This window comes from Buchnera aphidicola (Aphis nerii) (assembly GCF_005083105.1).
Lineage (GTDB): Bacteria > Pseudomonadota > Gammaproteobacteria > Enterobacterales > Enterobacteriaceae > Buchnera > Buchnera aphidicola_AS.
Genome location: NZ_CP034885.1, coordinates 386,953 through 405,357 on the forward strand (window position 1 = coordinate 386,953; position 18,405 = coordinate 405,357).

Genomic DNA, 18,405 nt, shown 5'->3' on the forward strand with positions numbered 1-18,405 from the left:
ATAATTATAAATAATTTGATGTAAAAGTTTATTTAGAAATGAGAACTTTTAACAGTACGAGGAAATGGAATAATATCTCTTACATTAGAAACTCCTGTAATATAAGAAATTAACCTTTCGAAACCCATTCCAAATCCTGAATGCTCAACAGTTCCATAACGTCGAAGATCACGATACCACCAATAATCTTCTTTTTTTAAACCAAATTCAGACAAACGTGAATCTAATATTGAAATACGTTCTTCCCGTTGAGAACCGCCTATTAGTTCGCCTATTCCTGGAACTAAAAGATCTATTGCTGCAACAGTTTTTTTATCATTATTTAATCGCATATAAAATGGCTTTAATTCTTTAGGATAATCAGTTATTATTACAGGTTTTTTAAAATATTTTTCAACAAGAAAACGTTCATGTTCAGTATTTAAATCAATTCCTAAAAAAACAGTTTTTTCGAATTTATTTTCAGAATTTATTAAAATATTTATAGCATCAACATATTTTATACGTATAAAATCGAATAATAAAATATTTTTGAGCCGATTTATTATATCACTATCAATATAATTTTTAAGAAAGTTGATATCTGTTGTGCAATCTTTTAAAACATATTTACAAATATATTTTAACATTTTTTCTGAAAATTTAGATATCTGATCTAAATTTGTAAAAGAAGACTCAACTTCTAACATCCAAAATTCTGCTAAATGACGAACAGTATTAGAATTTTCAGCCCGAAAGGTTGGTCCAAAAGTATATACTTTTGATAAAGAACAAGCATATGTTTCTAAATTAAGCTGTCCCGAAACAGTTAAAAAAGATTCTTTTCCAAAAAAATCCTTTTTAAAATTAACGGAACCATTCTTTTTCTTTGGAATATTTTTCATATCTAATGTCGAAACATTAAACATAGCACCAGCACCTTCAGTATTAAGACTAGTAATAATGGGTGTAGGAATCCAACAGTAACCTTTTTTATATAAAAATTTATGCAATAATTGAAATGTATAATTTCGTATTCTTGATATAACTCCAATTAAATTTGTTCTACTACGTAAATGTGCTACTTCTCGTAAATATTCTAGACTATGTTTTTTTGCAGAAATAGGATAAGTATTCGGATTTTCTACCCATCCTAATACTCGAACTTGTGTTGCTTTTATCTCATATTTTTGTTTTTCACCTAAAGACAAAACAAGATTACCACTAATTGATACAGAGCAACCAATAGTTAAATGAAGTATTTCTTTATCATAGTTACATAAAGTATTATTGGCAATAATTTGTATAGAATCAAAACATGAACCATCATATACTGTAATAAAAGAAAATCCAGATTTTGAACTTCTACGACTTCTGATCCATCCATATACAGTAATAGTAGTATTTAACATAACATCGTTTTGATATATTTTTGATATTGATACTACATGCATAATTTTTTCTCTTATATCTTATTTCTTTAACAATATTTATAGAAATAATTTTAATTAAAATTTTAAATATTATTCCATATTTTTAAAAGGTAAATTAAATGCTTGAAATAAAGAGTACATAAATTTTGGATCTATACAAAACATTTTTCCAGGACTATCAGAGATTTTTGCTACTGGTTTTCCATTACATTTAACTAATTTAATCACGATATTTAACGGTTTTACATTCGGAATATCACAAGTTAATTTTGTTCCAATACCAAATATAACATTAATTCTATTATTAAATTTTTCATATAAAGTTATAATTTTTGAAAAGTTTAAATTATCTGAAAATAACAATGTTTTAGTAGAAGGATCAATACCTAAATTTATATAATGTTTTAAAGCTTTTTCACCCCATTGTATTGGATCACCTGAATCGTGCCTAATACCTTGGTATGATTTAGATAAAGATAGATCAAAATCACGTAAAAATGAATCCATAGTAATACAATCTGTCAAAGCAATACTTAAATGTTTTTTATATTGACATAACCATATTTTTAATGCTAAAGATTGACTATATTTTATATTAGAACTAATTTGTTGATGTGCTTGAAACCATTCATGTGCTTGAGTTCCTACTGGAGATAGTTTTAAAATACGAGAAATATGATAATTACTTGATCCAACTAAAAAGGGAAACTTTTCTTTTAATCTTTTAATAATAGAATATTGTACATCATATGAGAATCTACGTCTTGTTCCAAAATCAACAATTTTTAAACGAGAAAGATCGAGATGTTTAGTATCCTTAAAAAACCTTTTTAACTTTAAATTTAAATAATCTACTGCAATGTTTGGAGTAATATTGGGATAATTACTTTTATGAAAAATTTCACTAATTAAGGATAAAATGGGTACTTCCCATAAAATGACTTCTTTCCATAGTCCTGTAATTCTAATATTTAATTCACCATAGCAGTTATTTACTTGTACTTGCGTAATGTTATAACGAAAATTTTTTAACCAATGCAAGTATTCTTTTTTAAAAAATGGAAAAGAATTCATATATAAATATTCTTCATTACTAAGAGATAAAGATTCCATCATATTAATCTGATCTAATAAAATATGTACATATGTTCCTAAAATATTAGGACCTCTACAGATAAATTCTGCAACAACATTTACATTTTTATAGCAAAAAAATACAGCTTGCTGCATGTGCAGTTTATACGCATCAGTATCTAATAATGTTTTTATTATCGGATAATTATATTTTTTCATAGTATATCTATTTTTATGCTACTGTCTTATATATTATGACGATTATTACATAATTTCATATATAAAATTTATATAAAAATATAACATAAATAAAAAAGTTATCAATTTTTCAAAATATTTGTTTATTATAACTTAATCACAATATTATTTTTTTTAATTTTTATAAAAATTATAACAAAACAATTACTATTTTTAATATATTACAAAAAAATAATTTAAAAAATATATATTTTCTTCAGTAATAAAAAGGAATTATAATGTTTTACTATTTAATTCGTAAACTTTTATTTTTAATAGATCCCGAAAAATCACATACATTGACACTAAAATATCTTAATTCCAAACATATTCAAACATTAATGGATTTATTTTTAAAACCTATTTCATCAATACCAACTAAATGCATGGGATTAGAATTTCCAAATAAAGTTGGTTTAGCTGCTGGAATGGATAAAAACGGAGAATATATAAATTTTTTTGATAAATTAGGATTTGGTTTTATTGAATTAGGTACAGCTACTCCATTACCTCAACTAGGAAATACAAAACCAAGAATGTTTCGAATACCTCCGATAGAAGCGATTATTAATAATATGGGATTTAATAATCTTGGAATAGAAAATCTTATTAATAATATTAAAAAATCAAATTTTAACGGTATAATTGGAGTTAATATAGGAAAAAATAAAAATACTTCTATTGAAAATGCAATAAATGATTATTTAATATGTATAGAAAAAGTATATTGTTACGCTAATTATATTGCTATTAATATTTCTTCTCCTAATACAAAAAATTTAAGAAATTTACAAAATGGAATATTATTTAAAAACTTATTAAAAAACATAAAAAAAAAACAAAAAGAAATGTATCGTAAATATTTAAAATATGTACCAATAGCAATTAAAATTTCACCAGATCTATCAAAAAATGAAATAATTTATATTTCTAATCAATTAATTAAATTTAAAATAGATGGAGTTATTGCAACTAATACTACTTTAGATCATTCTGTAATATTAAAAGAAAATAAAATTGAGGGCGGCTTAAGTGGATTACCTTTACAAAAAAAAAGTACTAATGTAATTTCAATATTATATAAACAACTTAATAATCAAATTCCTATAATTGGTGTAGGAGGAATTAATTCTTTAAATTCAGCTCAAGAAAAAATTGAATCAGGAGCAAATTTAATACAAATATACTCTGGGTTAATATATCATGGACCAAAATTCATTAGAAATATAATTAAAAATTTATAAAATATTATATTTTCAAAAATTTTAACCTAAAAAATTAACATTATATTTTTTAGAAAATAATTTACAAAATATTAAAGATAAATTAAAAATGAACTATTTATATGCTAGTACAAACTTAGGATGTGAAAAATTATTAGAACGTGAACTAATTTATTTAGGAGCAAAAAATTTAAATGTCATTAAAGGAGGTGTTTATTATGAAGCTGAAGAGTTGTTAATATATAAAAGTTTAATATGGAGTAGAATCGCTTCAAGAATTTTTATGTGTATAAAAAAATTTGTTATTAAAAATAGTAATGACTTATATCATAATATTTACCAAATTGATTGGAATAAAATTTTATTTTTAAATAAAACTTTCTTAGTAAAATTCAGTGGAAAAAATAATATTATTAGAAATAGTTTATTTGGAGCATTAGTTATAAAAGATGCTATTGTTGATCAATTTTATAAAAAAAATTTTATGCGTCCTAATATTAATCTTACTAATCCTGATATTCGAATTCAAGCCATATTAGTTCGTAATACGATAGAAATTATGTTAGATTTAAGCGGTAATTCTTTAAATCAAAGAGGATATCGTAAATTTTGTAATGTTACACCTATTAAAGAAAACTTAAGCGCTGCAATTGTATTAACTTCGACATGGAAAAAAAATTTTCCTTTAATAGATCCAATGTGTGGATCAGGTACATTACTGATTGAAGCTGCAATGATTTATTTAGATAGAGCTCCAGGATTGAAGAGAAAAAAATGGGGCTTCCAATCTTGGAAAGGATATAATAAATTTTTATGGGATATAGCTATTAAAGAAGCAAATAAAAAATTTGAAATTGGATTAAAAAAATCTATAAAAAACTTATTTATAGGTTACGATTGCGACAATAAAATTATAGAACAAGCTAAAGAAAATGCACGAAATGCAAATGTATTAGATATTATTAAATTTTTAACTTGTGATTTAAATAAACTTAATAATCCATATAAAAATAAAGAAACTGGTGTGTTATTAAGTAACCCACCATATGGAGAAAGATACAATACTGAAAATAGACTAGTAGCTTTATATGTTCAAATGGGATTTATATTTAAAAAATATTTTAAAAATTGGAAATTATCAATATTTTCTTCATCAAAATTTTTATTAAATTTTTTACAAATGCAATCATATGAAGATTTTTTTTTTAAAAATGGAGCAATAGATTGCTTATTGAAAAATTATGTAATATTTTCAGAAAAAATAAATCAAAAAAATGAAGAATATGAAAATAGATTAAAAAAAAATATTCAGAAATTAAAAAAATGGGACGACTTTGAAAAAATAGATTGTTTTCGTATATATGATAAGGACATACCTAATTATAATATTGTTATAGATATTTATAAAAAATGGCTAGTAATTCAAGAATATCAAACATCAAAAAAAATAAATACACATATCTCCCATAAAAGATTATGTTATGCAATTTACACTACTAAAGAAATATTATCTATTCCAATTAATAATATAGTATTAAAAATAAGAAAAAAACAAAAAAATAAATTACAATATTACAAATTTTATAATAGTAATAAATTTTTTATCATTAAAGAATATAATGCCAAGTTATTAATAAACTTGATTGATTATTTAGATACTGGATTATTTTTAGAGCACCGAGGTGTAAGAAAATTAATTTATACAATGTCTGAAGGTAAAGATTTTTTAAATCTATTTGCATATACTGGTAGTGCTAGTGTTTATGCTGGACTAGGAGGTGCTAATAGTACAACTACCATAGACATGTCAAATACATATATAAAATGGTCAATAAAAAATATGTCAATTAATAATTTAATAGGAAAACAGCATTCTTTTATTCAATCAAACTGTTTAGATTGGATTGCTTTAAATGATCAAATGTTTGATTTAATATATCTTAATCCACCTACTTTTTCAAATTCTAAAAGAATGAAAAAAGTTTTTGAAATAAAAAAAGACTATCTTAGTTTAATAAATAGTTTAAAAAAAAATTTACGAAAAAATGGTTATATTATATTTTCAAGTTCGACAAATAATTTCAAACTTAATTTTGATAAAATTAATAAGATGAAATTATATGTTAAAAATATTACTAATTCAGTAAAATCAAAAGATTTTATAAATAAAAAATATTATTCTTGGTTAATAAAACATATGTAAAAATTTTAAATGAGAAAATTATGAATTTAATTAGTGTAAAAAACGCTTATTTATCATTTAGTAATTTAGAAATATTAAAAAACGCTTCTTTTGATATAAATAACAATGAACGCATTTGTTTAACTGGTAAAAATGGAGCAGGTAAATCCACTTTATTAAAAATAATTAATAAACAACAAGATTTAGACCAAGGTTTAGTAATTTATAAAAAAAATATTAAAATTTCATATTTAAAACAAGAAAATTTAAAGAATTTAAATATTTCTATTTTTGAATTTATTAAACAGAAGTTTAAAAAAACAAATACCAATGAAATTATAAAAATAAAAAAAATTATCGAATTATTAGAATTGAATAAAAATAGCTTGCTTTCAGAAGTATCAGGTGGAATTTTAAGAAAAATTGCTTTAGGATCAGTTTTAGTTAAAAAACCTGATATATTAATACTTGATGAACCAACTAATCATTTAGATATTAGTACAATTATATGGTTAGAAAACTTTTTAAAAAAATTTAATGGAAGTATTGTATTTGTATCACATGATATATCATTTATTAAAAATATATGTACAAAAATTATTGAGCTTGATAGAGGTACACTAACATCTTTCCCAGGCAATTATACAAAATTTATTCAACTAAAATATAAAAATAATCAAATTGAGAAAATTAACAAAAAATTATTTGACCAAAAATTACAAAAAGAAGAAATTTGGATTAAAAAAGGTGTTAAAGCACGTACTACAAGAAATGAAGGAAGAGTAAGAAATTTAGAAATACTAAGAAAAGAAAACGAAAATTATCAAAAAATAGAATCTTTGAAAAACATTCAAATCAATGAAATTAAAGAATATTCTGGAAAAATAATTTTTGAATTAAAAAATATAAAATTTTCTATAAATAATAAAAATATCATTAATGATTTTTCTTCAATTATACAATACGGTGATAAAATAGGACTTATTGGGAATAATGGATCAGGTAAAAGTACTATGGTTAAAATACTCACAGGAGAATATAAAATTCAAAAAGGAAATTTTTACTCAGGAAAAAACTTAAAAATAGCATATTTTGATCAAAATAGATCAATATTAAATTCTCAAAAATCTATTTTAGATAATATAAATGAAGGAAAAGATAAAGTATCAATTAATGGTAAAGAACAACATTTAATAGGATATTTAAAAAAATTTTTATTTAAATCAAATGAATTAAAACGTTTAGTAAAAACTTTATCTGGTGGAGAATGCAATAGATTACTTTTAGCTAAATTATTTTTAAAAAAAAATAACGTATTAATTTTTGATGAACCTACAAATGATTTAGATTTAGATACTTTACAATTATTAGAAAAAATTATCATTCAATATTCTGGCACTGTTTTAATAGTCAGTCATGACAGAAACTTTATTCAAAATACAATGAATGAATTTTGGTTATTTGAAGGAAATGGATTAATTACTAAACATTTAGGTCCATATAACAATTCAATAGATAAAATAATTAAAAAAAATAAAACTGAAAAAAATGTATGTCTTTTAAATATAAATAAAAAAGAAAAATTATTAAATCAAAACAAACTTAAAAAAGAACTAAAAAATACATTAAATCAAATTGAAAAGATAGAAAAAAGTATTAAAGTTTTGCAAGATAAAATTAATGAACCTGGATTTTTTAAACAAAATATTATTAATCAATTACCTATATTAACGCAATTAAATTTAGAAGAAAAAAAATTAGAAAAAAAAATAATATCTTGGGAAAATTTAGAAAAAAAACAAATAAAAACTTAAATAATTAATTGTAAATTGAATATATTATTTATCACTAAATATTATATATATTTCATACAAGTAAAAGAACAACAATTTTTAAAATTAATTTGACAATTATGACATTGAATAAATAATACATGACATAAATTAAAAGCACAATTTACATAATCGTCTGAAGGTTGATTACATTGTTTACAAGAAGATATTACATCTTTTGATATTTTTTCTTTCATACGGTTGTCAAATACAAAATTACTTCCTTTAAATAAAATAGGTAATTTATTTTTTTTTGCTTGATTTACATATCCAATTATTCCACCTTCTATGTGATATACATGTTTAAAACCATTAAAAATCATCCAAGATGTAGCTTTTTCACAACGAATTCCTCCTGTACAATACATTACTATATGTTTATTTTTAGCATAATGCATTATTTTTACTACATTTTTTAATTGTTCTCGAAAAGTTTTACTTTGAATTTCTACAGCATTAGGAAAATGTCCTATTTTATATTCATAAGAATTCCTCATATCAATAAATATTGTTTTTCCATCATTTAACATTAAATTTACTTCACTAGCATTAATATATGTACCAATATTTTTAAATTTAAATAAAGGATTTTTAATACCATCATTTACAATATATTTTTTAACTTTTACTGAAAGCACCCAAAATACATTTATATTATTAATATTAAATCGTACATTAATACGTAAATTATTTAATGCTGGGTTAAATGTATACAAAAAATTTTTGAATTTTATATACATACAAGTAGGAATGCTAATTTGAGCATTTATTCCTTCATAAGATACATAAACCCTACCTAAAATGTTATATTGCGAAAAATTTTTATAAATTTTATCTCTAAATTTTTTAGGTTCTAGAATATGAAAATACTTATAGAATGAAAGGATTAAACGAGATTCATTCTTTAAAAATATATTTTTTTTTAATTCTTTTTTAGAAATTTGATTATGTAAAATTGACATGATCAACCTATACTATTTGAAATAAATATTATATTAATATGAATAAAAATTATTATGGATTTTCACAAAAAAAATTATTAAAGGTTTCTATTTGTGTAGATAATTTTAAATATACTTCATTTAAATTTTTTAATTTTTCTTTTTCTTTCTGAATAATATGTTCGGGGGCATAACGTAAAAAATTTTTATTTAAAGTTTTTTCTTCTATGAACAAAATTTTTAATTTTATATTTTTTATTTCTTTATTTAATCTTTCTATTTCAGTTTTTTTATCTATTATTTTATCTATAGGTATTAAAATTTCCACTTCATCAATTATTTTTTTTATAGAAAAAACAGATTCTTTCTGATATTTAGAAATGATTTCAATCTTATCTAAAAAAGCTATTTTTTGTAATAAAAATAAGTTTTCCTGAATAATTTTCTTTTTATCAAAAGAAACATTTTTTAAAAATAAAGATAATGATTTTTTAGAACTAATATTCATTTCAACTCTAATGCTTCTTAAAAAAGTTACTAGTTTTTTAATCCATTTCATATCCAATAAAATTTTTTCATTAAATAAAAAATCATCATATTCTGGAAAAGATTGAAGCATAATAGTTTTTTCTTTAATATTTTTAATTTCTTTAATACGTTGCCAAATAGTTTCAGTAATAAAAGGAATAATCGGATGTAATAGTTTTAAAAGTTGTTCTAAAATATGAACTAAAATATTTTTAGTAAAATATATATCTTCAGATGAACCAAATTTTATAATTAATTTTACAAATTCTAAGTACCAATCACAAAAGTTATTCCAAGTAAAATCATATAAAATATTTGCTGAAATATCAAATCGATAATTATCTAATGAACTTCTATATAATTTTATTACATTATTAAATTTTGTTAAAATCCATTTGTTCACAAATAACATTTTTTCATTTTTTTGGAAATCAAAATAATGATGATCTTTTACATTCATTAAAACAAATCTACTAGCATTCCAAAGTTTATTACAAAAATTTCTATACCCTTTTAATCTACTCATATCCCATTTTATATCTCGTGTATTAGAAGCTAAAGCACAAAAAGTAAAACGTAATGCATCTGTACCTGTCGGATTAATTCCATTTGGAAACTGATTTATAGTTCGCTTTTTAATTTGATCAGATAATTTTGGTTGAAATAAATGTTTTGTTCTTTTTTTAATTAAATTATCTAATGAAATCCCATCTATCATATCCAATGGGTCAATTACATTTCCTTTTGATTTTGACATTTTCTTACCTTCTTCATCACGTATTAAACCTGTAATGTAAATGTTTTTAAAAGGTATTTGAGATAATCCAGAGTCATCTTTAACAAGATACATAGTTAACATTATCATTCTAGCAATCCAAAAAAAGATAATATCAAAACCACTAACTAATACATCTGTAGGATGAAAAACTTTTAAAAATTTTGTTTTTTCAGGCCAACCTAATGTAGAAAAGGTCCATAATCCAGAAGAAAACCAAGTATCTAAAACATCTTCATCTTGAATTAAGATCGTATCATTTGATATATTATGTTCTTTGCGTACTTCTTTTTCATTATGTCCAACATATATATTTCTTTTTAAATCGTACCATACTGGAATACGATGTCCCCACCACAATTGACGAGAAATACACCAGTCTTCAATATTATGCATCCAAGATAAATACATAGTTTCATATTGAGATGGAATAAAATTAATTTTTTTATTTTTAACTGCAGAAATAGCCAAATTAGCTAACTTTGATGTTTTTAGATACCATTGATTTGTTAACATAGGTTGAATGATTACTCCACTTCTATCACCATGTGGTGTAAGAATTTCACATTCTTCAATTTTTTCTAACAGTCCTATTTTTTTTATTTCTTTAATAATTTTTGCTCTTGCAGAAATAATATCCAAATTTTGAAATTGAATTGGCACTAATGAATTATATATATTAGAAACTACACCTTTATAATCATAAACATCAAAATTCACTTTAATTTTTCCATTGAAATTAAAAATATTAATCATTGGTAACTTATGACGCAAAGCTACTTGATAATCATTAAAATCATGTGCAGGAGTGATTTTCACACAACCTGTTCCTTTTGTAATATTTGCATATTTATCCCCGATAATAGGTATAATTCTATTAACTAAAGGACACATAACAAATTGTCCAATCAATTGATTATAGTTTTTATCTTTTGGATTCACAGCTAAAGCTGTATCTCCTAATAAAGTTTCAGGTCTAGTTGTAGAAACTATCAAATATTTTATTTGATTGTCATTTTTTTTTTTGTTATAAACAATTGGATATCGAATAAAGCATTTTTTGCTTTTTATTAAATGATGTTCTACTTCTAAATCTGAAATCACTGTTTCTAATTTTGAATCCCAATGTACTAATCGCTTTTTTTGATATATTAAATTATTTTTATAAAAAACGATAAAAGCTTCTTTAACAGAAGAACAAATATCAGGATCTAAAGTAAATTTTTCGCGATTCCAATCGACTGAATTACCTAAACGTCGTATTTGTTTTTTAAGAATAGAATTATATTTATTTTTCCACAACCATATTTTGTTAATAAAATCATCTCTATGATAATCTTTCTTAGTTTTATTTTCTTTAATATATATATCACGTTCAACTAAAATTTGTGTTGCTATCCCAGCATGATCTGTTCCAACTTGCCATAATGTATTTTTTCCTTGCATTCTATTGTAACGAATTAAAATATCCATAATAGTCTGCTGAAATGCATGTCCCATATGTAAATTACCAGTAATATTAGGAGGTGGCATCATAATACAAAACGATGGTTGAGTTGAATTATTATTAGGTTTAAAATATCCATTCTTTTCCCAAAAATCGTATAAAGGTTCTTCAATATCTTTAGGGTTATAAGTTTTTTCCATTTTATTTAATCATTTTTGTTTAAAAAGCTAATATTGAAAATTGAATGTAAAATATTTAAATATTAATTAACATTTAATATTTTGATTTATTTAATAAAAATTGACATAAAAGCTCAACAGGACGTCCTGTAGATCCTTTATTTATACCAGATTCCCAAGCAGTTCCAGCAATATCTAAATGAGCCCAGTGATATTTTTTTGAAAATTTTGATAAAAAACAAGCAGCTGTTATCGCTCCTGCTCCGTTATTCCCAACATTTGAAAAATTAGCAATATTTGAGTTTATATCTTTTTCATATTCCTTAAACAAGGGTAATTGCCAAATCTTATCGTCTGTTTGTACAGCAGCTTTTTCCAAATCGTTAACTAAATCTTCATTATTTGAAAATAAACCAGTCACATAATGACCTAATGCAACAACACAAGCTCCAGTTAAAGTAGCAATATCAATAACTATATCAGGTGAAAAACGTTCTACATATGTTAAAACATCGCATAAAACCAAACGACCTTCAGCATCAGTATTCAAAACTTCTACTGTTTTTCCCGACATAGTATGTAAAACATCTCCAGGTCTAAAAGAATGACCTCCAGGCATATTTTCACATCCAGCCAGAATTCCTATAATATTTAAAGGTAAATTTAATTCAGCAGCTACAATTAAAATTCCATAAACAGAAGCTGCACCACACATATCATATTTCATTTCATGCATATTTTTTGATGGTTTGATAGAAATTCCTCCGGAATCAAATGTTAATCCTTTTCCTATTAATACAATAGGTTTTTTATTGATAGCGTTAAATCCAGAATATTGGATAACAGACATATACGGTTTGTTTTTAGATCCATTACCTACAGCTAAATAAGCATTCATACCTAAATTTTCCATTTCATTCATATCGATAGATGTTACACTAATATTATCTTTATATTTTTTAGACAATTTTTTTGCTTTCAAAGATAAATATAGTGGATTACAAATATTAGGAGGCAAATTGCTTAATTTTTTTGCTGCAGTAAGACCTAAATCAATCGCTAAAGAATGTTTTAGACCTTTTTCAGCTAATGAAATAAATTTTTCATCTGTAATATTAAATGAAATAGTATTTAAATATATATCTTTTTTCAAAAATGTATTTATATTAAAAATTTCTTTCTTAATAGAACCAATTATTTTACGAAAAAACCAGTATAAACTATCATTACAGATATTTAATTCAGTTAAAGAAAAAACAACATTATGAATAGATGATTTATTTAATATTTTAATACTACTTTTAATGATTTGTTCAATAGAACATAAACTAAAATGTTTTTTTTCCCCACATCCTACTAATAATATTCTCTTAGATATAATATTTGGAACATCATATAATAATAAATTACTTCCTATGTCTCCATCAATGTCTCCTTTACTCATTAATGAATGAATATAACCATTACTATACTTATTTAAAATATCAGCAGAAATCGTTAATTCAAAATATTTAAAAATACCAATAATCAAACAATCTGTTTTTTCTTGAGGTAAAAAAAAATTTTTTATAAAAAATTTCATAACGTATCTCTATAATTTTATTTTTTTAAAAATTGTTATATATTATTAACTTCAAATGAAAAGAAATAAAAAAATTAAACATAACAAAAATATCATATACTATAATATTATTAAAATCTTAAATTCTAATTATATTTATTTTTAATTTTGTTTTATATATTCATATAGATAAATTTTTCAAATTTACAACTAATTTAAAGAGAAATAAAATGATGAATTATTTTTATCAACGTGATTTTTTAAGATTATTAGATTTTTCTAATATAGAATTAGAAAATATTATCATATTATCTCAAAAACTAAAAAAAATAAAAAAAAATAATCAAGAAACCCAATTATTGAAAAGAAAAAATATTGCATTAATTTTTGAAAAAGAATCAACTCGTACAAGGTGCTCATTTGAAGTTGCGGCATTTGATCAAGGTGCTCATGTAACTTATCTTGGACCAGGTAGTACTCATCTTGGAACAAAAGAATCAATTGAAGATACAGCAAAAGTTCTGAGTCGTCTATATGATGGGATTGAATATAGAGGCCATAATCATGAAATAATAGAAATTTTAGCAAAATATTCAAACGTACCTGTATGGAATGGATTAACTGAAAAATTTCATCCAACACAAATAATTGCAGATTTATTAACAATGAAAGAAGTTTATCCAAAAAAGAAATTTTATGAAATAAAGTGTGCATATATTGGTGATTCTCATAATAATATAGCAAATACTTTAATAGAAGCTGCATCTATTTTAGGAATAGATCTACGTTTAATTTCTCCTAAGCAATATTGGCCTGAAAAAAATATTTTAAATACGTGCCAAGAAAAAGCTAGAAAAAATAAAACACAAATAACATGTACTGAGAATATTCAAAATGGAGTAAAAAATGTAGATTTTATTTATACTGATATTTGGGTTTCTATGGGAGAACCAGAACAAACATGGAAAGAAAAAATAGAATTGTTAAAAAACTATCAAGTTAATGAAAATATAATTAATATGACTAACAATCCTTCTGTAAAAGTATTACATTGTCTTCCTGCACTACATGACAAAAAAAATAATATAGTAAAATCAATATTAAAAAAATATAATTTAACAAATGGAATAGAAATTACAGATAGTATATTTCAAAAAAATGAAAAAATTATTTTTGAACAAGCAGAAAATAGATTACATACTATAAAAGCTATTCTTATAGCTACTCTTATTAAGACAATAAATTTTTAAAAAAATATTTATTAACTGTTTCTCATCTTTGTATACAAAATAACGCTAATTACTTTTTATCTATAGTTAAGGAATTTAGAAGTTGAGAAACTCTTTATATAAAAAAAATATAATTTCAATAAACGATCTTAAACGTGATGAATTAGAACTAGTATTAAAAAAATCTGCTATTCTAAAAAAAAAATCAGCACCTGATTTATTAAAAAATAAAATTATTGCTAGTTGTTTTTTTGAAGCATCGACTCGTACACGTTTGTCTTTTGAAACAGCAATTTATCGACTAGGTGCTTCAATAATAGGTTTTTCTGATGGAAATAATATCTCTTTATCCAAAAAAGGAGAAACATTAGCAGATACTATTTCAGTAATTAGTTCATATGTAGATGCTATTATTATTCGACATCCACAAGAAGGGTCTGCACGTTTAGCTGCAGAATTTTCTAATAATGTACCTATATTTAATGCTGGAGATGGATCAAATCAACACCCAACTCAAACACTTTTAGATTTATTTACTATTCAAGAAACGCAAAATCGACTAAATAATTTAAATATTGCAATGGTTGGAGATTTAAAATATGGTAGAACTGTACATTCTTTAACACAAGCGTTAGCTAAATATAAAAAAAACAAATTTTTTTTTATTTCACCTGATGTATTAACAATGCCTAATTATATTAATAATATGCTTTTAGAAAGGGGGATTAGCTATAGAAGATGTCAACATATAGAAGAAGTTATTTCTGAAATTGATATTCTTTATATGACACGTGTTCAAAAAGAAAGACTTGAATCTACTGAATATGCAAATGCTAAATCAAAATTTATATTATCTACTAAAAGTTTAAAAAATGCACGTAGTAATTTAAAAATACTACATCCTCTTCCTCGCATAGATGAAATTGATCATGATGTTGACTATACTCCTTATGCTTGGTATTTTAAACAAGCAGCAAATGGTATTTATGCGCGTCAAGCAATACTATCATTAGTATTAATAGAAAATCATTTCTAATAAGAAAAATATGCAAATAAATAAACTTCAAGTAGAAGCTATAAAGTGTGGTAGTGTAATCGATCATATTCCTTCTCAAATCGGTTTTAAACTATTATCTTTATTTAGATTTACAGAAACAGAAAAACGAATTACGATTGGTTTAAATTTGCCTTCGAAAAAATTAGGTAAAAAAGATATTATAAAAATTGAAAATACTTTCTTAAGTGGGGATCAAATTAATCAATTAGCAATTTATTCACCTTGTGCTACAGTTAACTACATTGATGAATATAATTTAGTTGGTAAAATATTTCCAACATTACCAAGAAAAATAGATCGTATTTTAATTTGTCCAAATGGTAATTGTATTAGTCATAATAACTGTATAAATTCTAGCTTTATTTTTATTAAAAAACCAAATAATAACATGAATTTAAAATGCAAATATTGCGAAAAAGAATTTTCTAAAAACATAGTATTATCATAAAAATTCAATTAAATAATGGTGTTATATGAAAATTATTGATACAAAAAATGCCCCAAAACCTATTGGACCATATTCACAAGCTATACAATTTGACAATTTTTTAATTACATCAGGTCAAATTCCTATTGATGTAAAATCTGGTAAAATACCAGAAAATATTGATGATCAAACATATACAGTATTAAAAAACATAAAATACATCCTTAAAAAAGCAAACTATGAAGTAACCGATATCATTAAAATAACTATTTTTACTGTAGATTTAAAAAAAATTCAAATAATTAATCAAATATATGAAAAATTTTTTTTTACAAACAAAGCATATTTTCCTACAAGATCTTGTGTAGAAGTACAAGCACTACCAAAAAATGTACAAATTGAAATGGAAGCCATTGCATATAAAAAATAAAAATTAAATTTATTTAAATCACTTATAAATATTCAATATGCCGCAAAGCGGCATAAAAAATTACACATTTTTACGACGGAAAAAAGATGGTTTAACTTCATTTTTACTAGAATAAGATTTATTAAAACGATTTTCAGAAAAACGACGATTAGTATTTATATCTTTATTTAAAATAGATCGATTATATAATTTATTTTGATAATTTCTAGTATCTCGTAACAATTTGATATTTATTGGTTTATTTAAAATTCTAGTTTTTGTCAGATGTAGTAATAATTCTTTAGATAAACCTTTAGGTAATTCAATAATAGAATAAGAAGAAAATAATTTTATATTTCCAATGCTACGACTATTTATATTCCCTTCATTTGCAATAGCACCAACTATATGACGTACTTCAATACCATCATTACGACCAACTTCAATGCGATATAAATCTATCTCTTTTATATCTTTTCTATCACGACGATTACGATTATTTCGATTTTCTTCACGTCTTCGATCATCTTTATAAAAAGATTCTCTAGTAGGACGTTTTAATAAATCTTTTTTAATAATTAAAGGACGACCTCCCTGAGCCATTTTTAATAAAGCTGCTGCAAAAGTTTTTATATCTAAATCGTCAGAGGAATATAATTTATCTAATAAAGCTATATATTCATCTAAATCTTTACTTTCGAGTTGTTGTTGAACTTTTTTTGCAAATTTCTGAATACGTTTTTCACATAATAACTCAATTTTAGGTAATTGAATTTCTGGAATCGATTGATTAATTGTTCGCTCAATATTACGTAATAGTCGACGTTCACGATTTTCAACAAATAATAATGCTCTACCAGCTCTTCCAGCTCTTCCAGTACGTCCAATACGATGTACATAAGATTCAGAGTCCATTGGAATATCATAATTAATTACAAAGCTAATTCGATCAACATCTAAACCTCTAGCAGCTACATCTGTAGCAATTAAAATATCTAATCTACCATTTTTCAAACGTTCTAATGTTTGTTCTCGTAGGGCTTGATTCATATCTCCATTTAATGCTGCACTATTATATCCATGTTTTTCTAAAGCTTCAGATACTTCTAAGGTAGCGTTTTTTGTTTTTACAAAAATGATTGTAGCAGAAAATTCTTCTACTTCTAAAAAACGGATCAAAGCATCAGTTTTTCTACCATATACCATCCAATAACTTTGTTTAATATCTGGACGTGTAGTTATATTAGATTTAATTTTTATTTCTTTAGGATCTTTCATAAATCTTTTGGAAATACGTCTTATTGCTTCTGGCATTGTAGCTGAAAATAAAGCAGTTTGATGTTCTTTTGGTATTTTTGACATAATCGTTTCTACATCTTCTATAAAACCCATTCTTAACATTTCATCGGCTTCATCTAAAACTAAAGCATGTAAATTTGAAAGATTTAGAGTACCTCTTTTTAAATGATCTAATAAACGTCCTGGAGTTCCTACAACAATTTGAGGTCCTTGTTTTAATGCACGTAATTGTAACTCGTATCTTTGACCTCCATATAAAGGTAATACATGTATGCCTACTATATATTTAGAAAATACTGAAAAAGCCTCAGCAACTTGTACAGCTAGCTCTCTTGTAGGAGCTAGTACTAAAATTTGAGGTGCTTTTAAAGTAACTTTTAAATTATGTAATAACGGTAATGAAAAAGCAGCTGTTTTACCACTACCAGTCTGAGCCATACCCAATACGTCTTTACCTTTTAAAAGTAATGGAATACATGCTAATTGAATAGGAGATGGTTTAACATATCCCATTTCATCTAAAGATTGAATAATAAACGAATTTAAACCAAGAAAAGAAAATGTTTTTTCAGTATGAGTCATGCAATAGATAT

Annotated in this window: 13 protein-coding genes; 7 read left to right on the top strand and 6 right to left on the bottom strand. The window is 23.6% G+C overall.

Going from position 1 to position 18,405, the window contains the following annotated elements:
- Nucleotides 1–32 precede the first annotated feature (32 nt).
- A complete protein-coding gene (gene asnS, locus D9V64_RS01830) occupies nucleotides 33–1,433 on the bottom strand; it encodes an asparagine--tRNA ligase (RefSeq protein ID WP_158366747.1) in 1,401 nt (466 codons plus the stop codon).
- Between the two features lie 69 nt (nucleotides 1,434–1,502).
- On the bottom strand, nucleotides 1,503–2,705 hold the full coding sequence (gene pncB / locus D9V64_RS01835; protein ID WP_158366749.1) for a nicotinate phosphoribosyltransferase: 1,203 nt from the start codon (nucleotides 2,703–2,705) through the stop codon (nucleotides 1,503–1,505).
- Nucleotides 2,706–2,962: 257 nt separating this feature from the next.
- Here pncB and pyrD point away from each other — a divergent pair, with 257 nt between their 5' ends.
- The 3 genes from pyrD (at nucleotide 2,963) to D9V64_RS01850 (ending at nucleotide 7,942) form a co-directional block, all read left to right on the top strand.
- Nucleotides 2,963–3,967: a quinone-dependent dihydroorotate dehydrogenase gene (gene pyrD / locus D9V64_RS01840; RefSeq protein ID WP_158366751.1), complete on the top strand. Its 1,005-nt coding sequence runs from the start codon at nucleotides 2,963–2,965 to the stop codon at nucleotides 3,965–3,967.
- A gap of 88 nt (nucleotides 3,968–4,055) precedes the next feature.
- Nucleotides 4,056–6,149 (top strand): bifunctional 23S rRNA (guanine(2069)-N(7))-methyltransferase RlmK/23S rRNA (guanine(2445)-N(2))-methyltransferase RlmL, encoded by a 2,094-nt coding sequence (gene rlmKL, locus D9V64_RS01845; RefSeq protein ID WP_158366753.1) that lies wholly within the window; start codon nucleotides 4,056–4,058, stop codon nucleotides 6,147–6,149.
- A gap of 20 nt (nucleotides 6,150–6,169) precedes the next feature.
- Nucleotides 6,170–7,942 (top strand): ATP-binding cassette domain-containing protein, encoded by a 1,773-nt coding sequence (locus D9V64_RS01850; RefSeq protein WP_158366755.1) that lies wholly within the window; start codon nucleotides 6,170–6,172, stop codon nucleotides 7,940–7,942.
- Between the two features lie 41 nt (nucleotides 7,943–7,983).
- Here D9V64_RS01850 and D9V64_RS01855 read toward each other — a convergent pair whose 3' ends face one another.
- The 3 genes from D9V64_RS01855 to D9V64_RS01865 all read right to left on the bottom strand — a co-directional run bounded on the left by D9V64_RS01855 (nucleotide 7,984) and on the right by D9V64_RS01865 (nucleotide 13,412).
- Nucleotides 7,984–8,922, bottom strand: a complete 939-nt coding sequence (locus D9V64_RS01855; RefSeq protein WP_158366757.1) for a rhodanese-related sulfurtransferase — start codon at nucleotides 8,920–8,922, stop codon at nucleotides 7,984–7,986.
- A 52-nt stretch (nucleotides 8,923–8,974) separates the two neighbouring features.
- The gene (locus D9V64_RS01860) at nucleotides 8,975–11,851 is read right to left on the bottom strand and encodes a valine--tRNA ligase (protein WP_158366759.1); all 2,877 of its coding nucleotides are present in this window, start codon (nucleotides 11,849–11,851) and stop codon (nucleotides 8,975–8,977) included.
- 73 nt (nucleotides 11,852–11,924) lie between these two features.
- Nucleotides 11,925–13,412, bottom strand: a complete 1,488-nt coding sequence (locus tag D9V64_RS01865) for a leucyl aminopeptidase (RefSeq protein ID WP_158366761.1) — start codon at nucleotides 13,410–13,412, stop codon at nucleotides 11,925–11,927.
- Between the two features lie 212 nt (nucleotides 13,413–13,624).
- Here D9V64_RS01865 and argF point away from each other — a divergent pair, with 212 nt between their 5' ends.
- The 4 genes from argF (at nucleotide 13,625) to D9V64_RS01885 (ending at nucleotide 16,534) form a co-directional block, all read left to right on the top strand.
- Nucleotides 13,625–14,641 (top strand): ornithine carbamoyltransferase, encoded by a 1,017-nt coding sequence (argF, locus tag D9V64_RS01870; RefSeq protein WP_158366763.1) that lies wholly within the window; start codon nucleotides 13,625–13,627, stop codon nucleotides 14,639–14,641.
- Between the two features lie 82 nt (nucleotides 14,642–14,723).
- Nucleotides 14,724–15,656, top strand: a complete 933-nt coding sequence (gene pyrB / locus D9V64_RS01875; RefSeq protein ID WP_158366765.1) for an aspartate carbamoyltransferase — start codon at nucleotides 14,724–14,726, stop codon at nucleotides 15,654–15,656.
- A gap of 10 nt (nucleotides 15,657–15,666) precedes the next feature.
- The gene (gene pyrI / locus D9V64_RS01880; RefSeq protein ID WP_158366767.1) at nucleotides 15,667–16,125 is read left to right on the top strand and encodes an aspartate carbamoyltransferase regulatory subunit; all 459 of its coding nucleotides are present in this window, start codon (nucleotides 15,667–15,669) and stop codon (nucleotides 16,123–16,125) included.
- A 25-nt stretch (nucleotides 16,126–16,150) separates the two neighbouring features.
- A complete protein-coding gene (locus D9V64_RS01885; RefSeq protein ID WP_158366769.1) occupies nucleotides 16,151–16,534 on the top strand; it encodes a Rid family detoxifying hydrolase in 384 nt (127 codons plus the stop codon).
- Between the two features lie 60 nt (nucleotides 16,535–16,594).
- Here D9V64_RS01885 and D9V64_RS01890 read toward each other — a convergent pair whose 3' ends face one another.
- Nucleotides 16,595–18,394, bottom strand: a complete 1,800-nt coding sequence (locus D9V64_RS01890; protein WP_158366771.1) for a DEAD/DEAH family ATP-dependent RNA helicase — start codon at nucleotides 18,392–18,394, stop codon at nucleotides 16,595–16,597.
- Nucleotides 18,395–18,405 lie beyond the last annotated feature (11 nt).